7 protein-coding genes and 1 pseudogene are annotated in these 12297 nt (G+C 66.2%); 4 read left to right on the top strand and 4 right to left on the bottom strand.

From position 1 onward, the window contains the following. Positions 1-21 precede the first annotated feature (21 nt). The gene (locus RI578_RS40260) at positions 22-648 is read left to right on the top strand and encodes a chorismate mutase (protein WP_310869086.1); all 627 of its coding nucleotides are present in this window, start codon (positions 22-24) and stop codon (positions 646-648) included. A gap of 288 nt (positions 649-936) precedes the next feature. Beyond that, the gene (locus tag RI578_RS40255; protein ID WP_310869087.1) at positions 937-1110 is read left to right on the top strand and encodes a hypothetical protein; all 174 of its coding nucleotides are present in this window, start codon (positions 937-939) and stop codon (positions 1108-1110) included. 84 nt (positions 1111-1194) lie between these two features. Here RI578_RS40255 and RI578_RS40250 read toward each other — a convergent pair whose 3' ends face one another. Beyond that, the gene (locus tag RI578_RS40250) at positions 1195-1962 is read right to left on the bottom strand and encodes a transposase (protein ID WP_310869088.1); all 768 of its coding nucleotides are present in this window, start codon (positions 1960-1962) and stop codon (positions 1195-1197) included. Positions 1963-1973: 11 nt separating this feature from the next. Continuing rightward, a pseudogene (locus RI578_RS40245) lies at positions 1974-2518 on the bottom strand (transposase); the annotation flags it as partial. 296 nt (positions 2519-2814) lie between these two features. On the opposite strand from RI578_RS40245, the gene RI578_RS40240 reads away from it, so the two are divergent. Together RI578_RS40240 and RI578_RS40235 are read left to right on the top strand one after the other, a co-directional pair. After that, on the top strand, positions 2815-3093 hold the full coding sequence (locus RI578_RS40240) for a hypothetical protein (RefSeq protein WP_310869089.1): 279 nt from the start codon (positions 2815-2817) through the stop codon (positions 3091-3093). Between the two features lie 724 nt (positions 3094-3817). Beyond that, positions 3818-4249, top strand: a complete 432-nt coding sequence (locus tag RI578_RS40235) for a tyrosine-type recombinase/integrase (RefSeq protein WP_310869090.1) — start codon at positions 3818-3820, stop codon at positions 4247-4249. A gap of 177 nt (positions 4250-4426) precedes the next feature. On the opposite strand, the gene RI578_RS40230 is transcribed toward RI578_RS40235, so the two are convergent. Continuing rightward, positions 4427-4891: a hypothetical protein gene (locus RI578_RS40230; protein ID WP_310869091.1), complete on the bottom strand. Its 465-nt coding sequence runs from the start codon at positions 4889-4891 to the stop codon at positions 4427-4429. Between the two features lie 26 nt (positions 4892-4917). Further along, the gene (locus RI578_RS40225; protein WP_310869092.1) at positions 4918-11976 is read right to left on the bottom strand and encodes a polymorphic toxin-type HINT domain-containing protein; all 7059 of its coding nucleotides are present in this window, start codon (positions 11974-11976) and stop codon (positions 4918-4920) included. Between the last annotated feature and the right edge of the window lie 321 nt (positions 11977-12297).

Genomic DNA, 12297 nt, shown 5'->3' with positions numbered 1-12297 from the left:
GAATGCGCTTTCATGTACACCATGCGCATCACCACCCCCCTGCGGCACACCTTCGCCGTTGCCGCCGCGACCGCGGCCGTCGTGTTCGCCGCCCCACCTTCCTCGGCTGCCGATGGCGCGCCCGCCTCCACCGCCACCGAGCAGACGACTCTCCCCCTCCACTCGATCGCCGCTCTGTCCGCCGAGCGCATAACCACCGCCGACCTTGTCGCGGCCGCCAAGTGGGGCACCGGCAGCCCCATCGACGACCCCACCCGCGAACAACAAGTCCTCGACGCCGTGGCCGCCCAGGCCCAGCAACTGGGCGCCGACCCAGACGAGGTCCGTCAAGTCTTCCGAGACCAGATTGAGGCCAACAAGATCGTCCAGCGCGGCCTGTACCAGCGCTGGACTGCCCACCCGGACCAGGCGCCAACCACCCGGCCGGACCTGGGCGTCGTCCGGCAAGAGATCAACCGAATCAACAAGGAGCTCGTGCAGGCCCTGGCCGACACCGCCTCTGACCGCGCCGGGTTCTTCTGCCGCCCGGAACTCGCTCTCGCCGCCACCCAGGTCCACTACGACAGTCACCTGGACGGCCTGCACACCAAGGCTCTGGCCCGTTCCCTGCGCTCGGTCTGCACCGACAACCAGGTGACGCGGCGCTGAGCGACGGTTCGACCCTCCTTTCCCCTCGCCAGTCTTCTCGTTGAGCTGAACGAGTGATCCGGGCGGGAGGGAAAGGCGAGTACGGCAGGACTGGAAGCGATGCGATCGACGAGTCCACGCTGGTGCGAATCCTGAGCAGATCAAACCTGATCATGTTCTGCCCAGGTGGACACGCAGGGCACCTCCGCCCCAGGGCGCCGGGCCTGTCCGGTGATCACCGCCCCGGCTCGCCGCAGGGCTCTACCCGGGCGCAGCAGAAGTGGCTGGTGCTCGCTCCGGAAGCTTGCGGTGAGCGGCGACGAGGGCGTCCTGCTGCACCGGGCCGGGCAGAACACGCCTCCCTCCCGACGGCTCCCGCAAGTGACCGAGCCACCACGGGCCTTGGCGGCAGCGCGCATGATGACCGCGCTGGTGTCGGCCGACGGCGCGCAGCGGCTGGCCGTTCCCACGGCCTGCATGTGAATTCTGTCTCGACTGAGGACCTCCGAGCAGGCGAGGTAGGGAGCCGTCTCTCTTGGACCTCGCTGGTCTCGTATGCGGCGGGAGTTATCCCGTGAGAGCGAGGTTGTGCAGCCGGGCGATGCCGAGCATGGCGTGGTGGACGCCGTCGCCCTTGAGGCGGCAGTCGCGGAGGAACTTCCAGGTCTTCATGCGGGCGAAGACGTGCTCGACGCGGGCGCGGACCTGTTTGTGCGAGCGATTGTGCTCCTGCTTCCAGCCTGGCAACGCCTCGCCCGGGGTGCGGCGGTGGGGCATCAGGAGACCGGTGCCCGGATAGCCGCCGTCGGCCATCGTGAGGGTCTTGCCCACGGCGGCCTTCGCGCCAGATTCCTCCCATGCCCTGCAGTCGTTGCGATTGCCTGGCAAAGGCTCACCGACCACAACGACCAGGCGGGTATCCGCGTCAATGACGACCTGGTGGTTGGTGGAGTAGCGATAGTTCTTCGACTGTTCAGCGATGCTGTGGTCCCGGGTGGGCACCAGGGTGCCGTCGACGATCAGCACGGCGTCCTTGGCGAACCGGCGCCGCGACTGAAATGCGATGAGCGGGCCGAGCTGGTCGATGATGCGGTCGGCCGCCGACTTCGAGATGCCAAATAACGGGGCGAGTTGGCGCATCGTCAGGTTCGTGCGCCAGTAAGCGACGACCAACAGCACCCGGTCCCCCAGCGGCAGTCCCCATGGCCGGCCCTGGACCGGGGAGCCAGCGCCCTCACGGCGCAGCGCGGTCACCAACTTGCCGAAGGCGCGCGGGCTCAGCCCGGTAAGCGGGGCTATCAGGGACGGCTCGGACGCCGTGATCGCACCTGACACAGTCAAGATCATCACAGAGCAAGATCACTTACGGGACAGCCCTTAGCCATCGCCCAGTGGATCATCGCCCTCGCTCTTTCGGGGAGGGCTTCGTAGTCCCGCGCGAGACGGCGGTGCTGCATCAGCCAGCCGAAGGTCCGCTCAATCACCCACCGTTTCGACAACGGTTCGAACCTCTTCGCCCGTGGCCGCTGTACCACCTCGACATCGATGCCCAGCCGGGCTCCGTGGTTGAAGATGCTGTTCTGGTACCGCCGTCGGCCCAGACCTTGGTCACGCTGGGATGTGCCGCGGCCAGGTCGTCGAGCAGGAGCTTGCCGCCGGTGGTGTCGTGCACATTCGCGGCGGTGACCAGGACGGCCAGGACGAGACCGAGCGTGTCGGTGATCACGTGTCGCTTGCGTCCTTTGATCTTCTTGCCGGCGTCGATGCCCTGGCTGGTCTCGGCGACGTTTGCCGAGGTCTTGACGCTCTGCGCGTCGACCACGGCCGCGGTTGGCTCCGCTCGGCGGCCATGGAACCGGCGGGTCCTGTCGCGTAGCAGGTCGTGGACCTGCCTTCGCTCGTGTCATCCATCATGAACACAACGCTGGGAACGGCCCGTTCGACCCACCAGCGGTCCAGCATCACCACAGGGGTGGACCGTCGACGTGCTGGTGTGTGCCTGCACGGGGCTTCAGTCGACCGATACGTCCCGGTCGGGCGGGCCACGCTGCGTCCAGTGCGGCTTGGCGGTCAGCGCCGCCGGCGTTCTGTGAGTGCCATGCGGCCCGTCTTCGTACGGACTGCGCGGTAGTGCAGCGGCGTCAGGCGTGAGTACCGCCACGGGAGTGCCTCCGTGAAGCCGTCGACATGGCGGAACTGTTCCCTGGCTGCTCTGTACCGGCCCTGCAGGTACAGGAAGTACCCCAACAGGTGTCGTACTTCCGCAAGCCTCGGGTGATCTGGCTCAGCGAGTGCTGCGTCGGCGAGCGCTGCGTCGACCAGTACACGTACATCAGGGTGAAAGATCCGACACGACCCAGCTCGTCCACGTGGCTCTCATACCAGGCGATCACCGGCAGCACTGCCAGCAGACTCCCCGGCGGCGCACCGGCGGCCGACTTCTCGGCGAACTCCCGCGCGAGCTGATGCGAGCCTCACCATTTCGCGGTCCAGTACTGGAGGGCACTGGTGTGCGCTTCGAAGTGATGCGGCGCCAGGCCCGTGATCTGCGACCACAGCGCGTCCGTCTCCGCGTGGGAGTAGCCCAGTCCGCGCGCCCTCCAGAGCTCAGCGACGAGCGGTGTGGGGTCGCCGGGGCATAGGGCCACAACCCGCCCGATGTCGTCTGCGAGGCAAGCAACTCCCGGTGGAATGACTCGAACTGGCTTTGCGACGTCCTGTCCGTGTACGCACCGCCTCGCAGCTCCCACGCATACGAGATTCTGGCGCGAGCCACCACGAGCGCGGCGTCCGGGTCTTCGGGCCGGGCCTCCTCCCATGCCTTCAGCCAACGGTCGCTCCCTCTGGCAGCGACGTCCCCCAACCGCTGTGCGTACAGGGAGCGGCGCTCCCAGTCCTGGCCGGCGTCCTCGAAGAGCTGGGCCGCGGGCTCCCAGCGGCCCCGGGCGGCAGCCCTGCACGCGCGTTGCAACGGGCATCGGGGCCAGCGAGGTAGGAGTTCTGCCACCGCAGCGGCAGCAGGCCGTACTTGAGCCAGCACCAGAGCAACAGCAGACAGGGAAGGACAAGGAGTGTCATGGTTGGGCGAATCCCTCCAGGAAGAGTGCTGCGACGCGCGAAGTGGGGGGTGCCGGCAGTATTCCTGTCGCAACGGCAGGGACGACACGCGGAGTGCCGCTGCTGAGCGCGAATGGGCGCACCAGGCAAGGCGGGCTCACCACACTGCCCACCAAGACCGGGGCCTCCGAACGCCGCATCGCCCTCCCCACCCGCTGCGTCCAGTCGCCGAAGCTCCACCACGAGCAGCAGCAACGCGAGCGAAGGAGCACAAGGAGCGGCAGGACAGGGGGCGAGAACAGGCCGGATCGGCCTGGAGCGACAGCGGCTCGTCTTCGCCACGCCGACCGGACAGCCTCTCGACCCGGCCAACCTCACACGCCGCTTCCGCAGCCTCCTCGACCAAGCCGGGCTCTGCCGCATTCGCTTCCACGACCTCCGATATTTGACCGCCGCCCTGCTCCTGGAACAGGGTGGCGATCTCGTCGTGATCAAGGAGCTGCTGGGTCACGCCCACATCGGCATCACCGCCAGCGGCTACGCTCACGTACAACACCGACTCTAGCGTCACGCTATCGACGCCCTGGGCCATGCTCTCGGCGGCCAGGACGGAAACCCTGACGCCCCACCTGTTGCAGCCGTCGTCCGCTGACGTTGCCGTCAAGCAGCGCGAAGACGCCGTCGGAGATCTCCGGCGGGGTCTTCGTACTTCCCCCCCCAATTCTCCAGGGGGTGAGATCTATTATTCCGGAGAGAATCCCCGAATCACTGGATTAACCGCCAGCCCAGGAATGAACTCGATCAGACACGAGTGCGCCTCTCGCAGAAATTCAGCGAATACACCTACGAGCTCTTCGTGATCGGCAGAGACTCGCCAGTCATGCTTCGATGACGTAATCACGACGCGATTCTCCTCACGCCGAAGTCGAATGACTTCATCGTTCTCTGTGAAGCCGATCGCTGAATCTTCTCCCGAAGAAAGGCGATTCAACGCATGACGAAGAGACAAGGCCAAGTCCACAAGGGTCAGGTAACCCTGCCCAGATATGACCTCAACTCCATCGACCACTAGCTCTACGTGCACCCCGAAGTACTTGTAGCAAAGGTCGATCTCGCTGATGGCTGCCGGGCTGACCTTGCACGCCTTGTCCCAGGTGTCGCGCCAAGACGACCCAGACCCCGGGGGCTCAAAAGAGAAGTAAATCACGGATCCCTCAGCTTTTCGCTGCTCGTCTAGAACGGGAACGCCGTCACGACTTTACCGTCGTTGACGATGACGCGGATGCTTGTCAACTCTCCACCGCCATTCGCCGGACCAGCCCTGCCCACAGGAACACCGAAGTCCCATTCATATATCTGCCCGGCGCGGGGCCTACCGGTCTCAGGGTCCGGCGTGTTCGCTCTCGGCGTCCCTCGATTTATGGTCTCCGCTATTCGACCGCGAACATGCTTGGCCTTGCCCGTGAGGATTCCGGCCTTATCGTCGACCTTCGCACCGCCAGGCCGGTGCCGATCCACGATGTGCTGCCAGTCCCCATTTTCCAGCGCTGCGGTTCCGCACAGGCCATTCGAATTGTGAACGAGTACCGGTGTGGCGCCCGCCAGTACATAGTACGTGTGCAGGTCTTCGACTGTGAGGTTGTACGTCCGAGCGTGCTTGGTGTACGCACGGTTGCTGATGACGCGGACGGTGGTGCCGTCAGGGGTTCTGAGGGTCGTGCCTGCGGACAGGTTGCGGGCCTCGACCCAGGCGCCGATCTCAGGGACCCAGAAGGGGTGTTCGTGTGTAGCGGTGAGCTTCTTGGGCCCATCGGGTGTTTCGATGGTCAGTTCGTTGAAGTGCTTGTCGTCTTCGGTGACGATCAGGCGGGTGACCTTGCGGAGGCGGGTCTCCCCTGTTTCCGGGTCTGTGGCAACGACCTGGTCGCCGACCTCAACCTTCTCGATGTTCTCGGTCTCGCCGTCGGCCATGAGGACTTGGGTGCCGGGAAGGAAGCATTTACACCCCGACGGCTCTTCCTTTGACTTCTTCTTGAGCCATTTCTCGACAGCCTCTTTACCCCTTTTCGCAATCGAATCGGGTACCAGCTTCAAGATTTTCAAGAAGGGGAGATCCGTGGCGACGCCAGCGTAGTCCGAGCCGCTTGCCTCTCCGGTGAGCGTATTCTTCCACGATTCGACGTCGGGGAAGACGAGGGAGGCCATGAACTTGAGTGCGTTGTTCTGGGCCTTTAGGTTGTACGGCTTGACCTCGGTTCTTTTGCCCATCTTCGGGTGGAAGGTGCCGAATCGGTTGACGCTGTGGAGGTCGCCCTCGACGTCATAGGTATAAACGGAGGTTTCGTGAGCGTAGGACCAGGTTCCGTCACCGTTCGGCCTCATCCAGTCCCGGTAGGTGCTATTTCCGTCCTGGCAGCCTCTGTCGCAGTCGGTGACCGGCCTCAGGCCGTCGGGGTCGCTGGTGCTGATGGGGCTGTTTTTGGCGTAGGAGTAGCCGTTCATCTGCAACGGGTCCGTGATGTCCAGCAGCGGATCTGCGCTGATGAAGCGGCCGTTGGTCTGGTCGTACTCGCGCGCGCCGATGTGCGTCAGTCCGGTGGCGGTGTCGTCGATGCCGGTACCGAGGTAGCTACGCCTGTCTGGCCATGAGGTCGGTTTGGGACCGCGGGCCTCACCGAATGGTTTGAAGGCTCGCCTGGTCACCGGCTGGTTGGCTGCCATCTGGATGGTGGTGTTGGCGGTACCGAGATGGTCGGTGAGCTGGATGTTGCGGGTGTGGCCAGTGGTAGTGCCGTTTGAGGTGCGGACGACTGTCGGGGCGCCGGGGTGAGCGTAGTTGCGGGTTGCCTTGGTGATCTTTCCGGTGGTGTCGGTAGTGAGTTCCCCGCCAGGGAGGTAGAGGGTGGAGCCTTCGCTGGAGCTCTCCAGGAGGCGTTGGCCGCCGGTGTCGTAGGTGTAAGCGACGGTGGTGGCGCCGGTGGTCACAGTGGCCGGCTTGTTCTCGGCGGTCCAGGTGAGGCTCTGGGTGTCGTTGGCGAGGTCGCGTTTGGTGGTGTTGCCGGCCAGGTCGTAGGTGTAGGCGCTGCCGGTGCCGATGGGGGTGGTGGAGACCCAGCCCAGGGTGTGGGGCTGGGTGATGACCGCTCCGGTTGCACCGTTTCCGCCGATGGTGCCGTAGCCGGAGCGGTAGGTGATGTTTTTGGTGGAGTCGGTGATGTTGTGCTCGGTGAGAGTGGAGCGGTTTCCGAGCCAGTCGTAGCTGAATGCCTGGCGGTAGGCGGTGGCGGAAGTTGCCACCGTGCCGGGGGCCGGGGCGGCTGCGGCGAGCGTGCTGGTCAGTGAGGCGTCCGGGCTGGAGGTGTCGGTGGCCGCGTTCGGGGCGTCCGCGACTGGGCCGGACGAGTCGGCGTAGTCGGTGCGGTAGCCGAAGGTGGCACCGCCTGCGGTCTTGCAGCCGTTGCCTGTGCCGGTGGGGGTGATGTTGGAGGTCCAGGCGTGGACGAGTTCACCGAGGGCGTCGTAGGTGTAGCACTGCGTGTCCCACGTGGAGCCGGAGGCTTCGCTCAGCTTGCGGGCATTCGATGTGATGGTGCCGGTGGCGTCGTACGAGTAGTAGCTGTCGGTGATGCGGTGAGGTGCAGCGGTTTCGCGGTCGGCGACGGTGCGCTGGAGGCGTCCGGTGTGCGGGTCGATGAAGTTGGTGGTCCACACGCGGTAGGGCTGGGAGCCGGAGACGGTGCGGAGGACTTCGCCGAATGGGGAGTAGGTGACGTCAGCGGTGTACCAGCTGGAGCCGGCCGTGGACTCGGGCAGGCCGTCCTCGTTGTAGCGGGTGACTACCTTCTCGGAGGAGATGCCTCCCTTGGAGGGGTAGGTGACCGAGAGAGGCTTGCCGGTAGGTGTGTAGCCGTAGGTGTAGCTGTATGTGCCGGAGAGTCCGGTGGTTTTGGGGTTGGCGGGGATGGTGATGTCCCGCCCGGTGGGTTGGTAGTCGGTGGTGTAGCCGGTGATCTTGTCGACGTAGTCGCCGTCTGCGGTGTGGCGGGTCGAGGCGACCGGCATGCCGAGGGCGCCGGCGGCGTCGAACGTGAAGGACTTGATCGGGTTGGCCGTGGCTGACCCCTCGCGGACAGCGGTCACTCGCCCGAGGGCGTCGTAGGTCGTGTGCAGGGACTTGCCGTTGGCGTCGAGGGTGGCGAGGGGACGGTCGGCGCCGTCGTACGCGGTCGTCTTGGTGATGCCGGTGTCCGGGTCGGCGGCCTCCATTAGGCGGCCGCGGACGTCGTACTTGTACGTCCATTTGTTGCCGGCCGGGTCGGTGACTTCCGAGCGGTTGCCGCGGACGTCGTAGGCGTAGCGGGTCGACCGGGTTTCCGACTGGTTGGCGTCGGTGTACTGCTCGATCTCAGTGACCCGGCCGAGGGCATCCGTGGTGGTCCAAGTTGCCGGTGAGGTGTTGCCCGGGGGGTTCACGTGGACGGTGTTGGGCCCGTACGACGTGAAGGTCTCGTGCTGGAAGTCGCCGTCGTGGTAGGTCGCTTGGCGGATGGTGCGGCCCATGCCGTCGTACTGGGTCTTGACGTAGCTGGGAATGAGCGTCGTGGACCTGGGCTGGAACAGAGTGGTGGTCGGCTGGTCCGCGGCAAGGTAGCCGCTGGTGACGATGCTGGTGCGGCCGTGGTCGTCGTAGGAGGTGTCGGTGATGATGCGGCCGGGGCCGTGGGCCTCGTTCTGGGTCTGGACCGGGCGGAGGAGACCGTCGTAGATGGTGACCGAGGAGGCGTAGCTGCCGTCATCCTTAAGCGTCTTGGTCGTGACAGCGGCAGGGCTGGTCCTGGAGGGGGTGGCGGCGGCCTGTTGGTAGCTGATCTGGACGTCGGGGGTCTGCGAGCCGCTGGAGCGGGTCGGGGACCAGCCCTTGAGCAGGCGTCCGAGGTCGTCGTACTCGTACCGGGTCACGCGGCCGTTGGGGTCGGTGACGGTGAGGGGGAGGGCGCGGCCGGGGTCGAAGGCGGTCGTGGTGGAGTGGCCGAGGGCATTGATGGTCTTGAGGCCGGTGAGAGGGCCCCCGGTATCGGCCGGCGTGTAGACGTTCTCGGTCGTTCCTTGATTGGGCCTGGTGACCTTGCGGATGCGGCCGAGCGGGTCGTACGTGGTGGTGGTGACGATGCTGTGTGCGTCGCCGTCGCCGTTGGATTCGGCGACGGTGGTGGGCGAGCCTTTGATCGGCGTGGCGGTGTAGGCGAGATTGTCGTAGCTGGTGCGGATGGAGCGCAGCAGGTGGGTGGCGTAGTTGGCGCCGACGTACTGGGTGCAGGGCACGGCGATCGTGCGGGTCTGGGAGATCAGGCCGATCAGGTGTGCGTCGGTGTTGTGGACGTAGGTGTTGCGGGTGCATTCCTGCTCGGAGCGCGTTTCGCCGCCGTTGCCGTCGGGTTTGACGACGAAGCTTTCGACCTCGGTGGCCAGGCCGTAGGTGTCGTCGGCGGTGGTGAGGGTGCGCTTGGACTGCCATCCGTCGTCGAGGGACTGGATGTCGTCGGTGCGCTTGATGCCGACGCGGTGGGCCAGGAGCGGGTCCATGGCGGAGCCGTCCTCCGCTTCCCGGGCGCGGGAGGCGGTCTGCTTGGACCAGGGGAAGTTCAGGGTGCGCTTGACGAGTTGCTTGCCTGAGTCTTTGTAGGTGAGGGCTTCGGCGACCTGGCCCGCGTACTGGCGGCCGTCGTCGCCGGCCAGGGTGTAGGTGCCGGTGGTGTCCTTGACCTCACCGCCGGTGCCGAGGAAGTAGCGCGTCTCGGAGTAGGACTGCGACTGCGGGTCGTCGTTTCCGGTCTTGCTGGAGGTGGTCTTGCTGCCCTTGGTCACGGCGACCTGACGGTATCCCTGCCAGTCGCTGTACGTGCGCAGGGCCGGTCGCTGGAACTCGTCATCGGACTTGGCCCAGGCCGGGCCGGTGTACTTGTACTTGGTGACGATCGGCACGCCGTGGTTGGTGACCTTATCGGTCTCGACGACGGAGGCGACGACGTACTTGTTGAACCAGTGCTTGGGAGGGTTCCGCTCGTCGCCATCCGGGGACCAGCGGACGGGGTAGCAGGTTCCGTTCGCCTTCTCCTTGTCCTCAGAAGGCGGGGTGGCACAGCCGCCGGTGTACTCGACCTCGATGTCGGCGCCGGCCTCGGTGGCGACGGTGCCGATGCGGGGGCGGGTGAAGGCGGGTCGCTGGTCCTTGGGGCCGGTGCGGACGAGGTTGGGGAGCTGGCGGTCACGCAGGCGGGACTGGAGCGGTGAGGAGGAGCCGACGCGGTACTCGGCGAAGCTCACGCCGTCCTTGGACTGGACGGTGCCGGTGGTGTCGCCGGGGCCGAATCCGGTGCGGGTGATCGAGTTGAGCCAGAGTCCTGGGGAGGTGTCGTACCAGTCGGCGGGGAATGACTGGTGGAGGGTGTAGACGTCGACTTTGGCGAGGCCGGTCACGCCGGGGCGGGCGCCGAGGGTGGTGATGGTGTCCAGGCGCATCTGTGTCCAGAAGGACGGGAAGCCGGGGCAGAGCTTGGATGTGGCTTTGCAGTTGAGGTTGCCGGGGGTGTCCCACCAGGGGCGGTAGGCGCCGGGGTCGTCGGTCTTGGCGAAGTTCGCCGCGTCACAGGCGGTGGTGGACTTCAGGCAGCGCTGCTTGACGCCGAAGCTGATCTGCGCGGAGGGCTTGGACAGGTCGTCCGAGCGCATTCCGTAGTCGATGGTGGTGGGGTAGGCGAAGCGCTCGTAGCCTTCCGGGGTTTTGCGCTTGTCGCGGACGGCGTAGTAGTTCGTCTCCTGCTTCCAGTTGACGACCATCACGTTGCCGTGGACGTCGGCGACCTTGTCCAGGCCCCAGCGCCATGCCTGCTGCTTCCCCGCTCCGCAGCGGGAGTCGGCGAAGGCGGTTGCGTGGCAGGGTTCACCGGGGTGGTTGCCGAAGACGGGAGCCGTGGAGACGGAGTTGGTGTTGGCGTGGCCTCCGCCGACCTCGTGGCGGCCGAAGGTGTAGAGGGTTCCGTCGGTGGTGGTCACCTCCCAGTACTCGCCGTCGTTGTCGCCGTTCGCCGCACCGGTCTTGAGCGTGATCCGGGTGCCGTCGTCGGACGCGGGGCGGTAGGTGTTGGTAGTGCCGACGCGGACCAGTTCGGTGGTCCGGCCGGCGAGGGACATCACCGCATTGTGCGAGACCCAGCACAGGTCGGAGGTCTTGTTGGTCTTGGCAGTGTTGTTGGGGGCGCCGGCATCAAGGGTTCTCCGGTCGTCCTTGCAGCTGCGGTAGCGGCGCTCGATGTGGCCGGGGTCGTAGTCCCAGCCCTCGCCGATCCACGAGGCCTGCGGGGAGGAGACGCCCGTGCGGCCGTCCACGGACTGCGAGTTGTAGGTGAGCCCGACCGTCGGAGCGGGACCGGCCGGGGGCGCCGGAACGGTCAGCGGGTAGGACCAGACGAAGGCCCCGGAGCTGCCGGCATGCGACCAGGAGCCGGTCGAGGCAAGGGGCGTCGCCTTGAACGAGCCACCGGGGCCGGCTCCGGAATCGACCGCGCCGATCACGGTGGAGTCGCCGCTGCCTTCCGCGCCGAGCAGGCGGGAGCCCGCTGACTGAGCGGAGGTATCTTCGGACGCCGTGGCGAGCGCGTCGTCGGCGGCCGGATCAATGGTCGCGGAGACCGTGTTGGTGTCCGGGTCGTTGACCGTCTCCAGCTCCGTGTATGCCTGGCACTCCTCGACATCGGGAGTGGCCACGTAACAGGCAGGGAACTGGACCAGACGCAGACGGGAGCCCCAGTCAGCGCCGTAGAGGTTCTCGAAGGTGTCGTAGTCCAGCGAGAGCGAAACCGGCACCGCACCCGTGTCCGGCGGGTCCACGCGGATGACCGCACCATCCACACCCTGCGTAGTGACGTCGGTACGGGCATCCACCGTGACACCCCACGCACCGGTAGGGGTGGGCTGCCCCTCGGCAGGGGCGAGCGTGACCGGGACCTGGCCCAGCGACTGCGACTCGGCGGCGAACGAGCTCCGGGCGGCACCGGACGCAAACGTGACTGTCGTGGTCGACGCGGGAAGCGGAGTGGCGGTGCCGGGCGGCGCCGCCTCCCTGTCCTGCGGAACATCGGTCTTCAGGCTCTCGACATCCTGATTGACCGGGTTGCCGTCGGCCGGAACGACTTCGGCAAGTGACTCAAGGCGCAGCGCTTCGCGTCCCGGTCCGTTGACTGGCGGGACCGGCGGCACGGCCACCGCCGTCGCGGGCAGCAGACCGACAAGCACCGCGGCACCAGCTGCAGCGACAACAGCTCTGCGGGCGCGCAGGCTGCGGGAAAGGCGAGATCGACCGAACACGGAGGGTCCCCCCGGACCACTTGGAGCGGGGCCGGAGAGGGACCTCGCGCAGGACGAAACAGATCGGGCGAATTCTGTGAGAGCGATGTGAAGAAACGCTAGAGGCTCAGACCATTAGTGATCATCGTCACGGTTCGTAACGTGAGAATCACTCGCGAAGGGGAGCCGATCGGGTGTCATCCGCCTGATAAGCGACACATACCGACATGGACCCGGTCTCACTTGATTGAGCCTGATAGCGCTCAAATA

The sequence above is a fragment of the Streptomyces sp. BB1-1-1 genome (assembly GCF_031597775.1).
Taxonomy (GTDB): Bacteria; Actinomycetota; Actinomycetes; order Streptomycetales; family Streptomycetaceae; genus Streptomyces; species Streptomyces thinghirensis.
Note: the sequence above shows the minus strand (reverse complement) of the source record. Positions and strands in the feature narration are given on the sequence as shown.

What these genes read in the sequence shown, in the direction of transcription:
- RI578_RS40260 (WP_310869086.1), top strand. Translation starts at nt 22, where the DNA reads ATGCGCATCACCACCCCCCTGCGGCACACCTTCGCCGTTGCCGCCGCG.
- RI578_RS40240 (WP_310869089.1), top strand. Translation starts at nt 2,815, where the DNA reads ATGGCGGAACTGTTCCCTGGCTGCTCTGTACCGGCCCTGCAGGTACAG.
- RI578_RS40235 (WP_310869090.1), top strand. Translation starts at nt 3,818, where the DNA reads ATGGGCGCACCAGGCAAGGCGGGCTCACCACACTGCCCACCAAGACCG.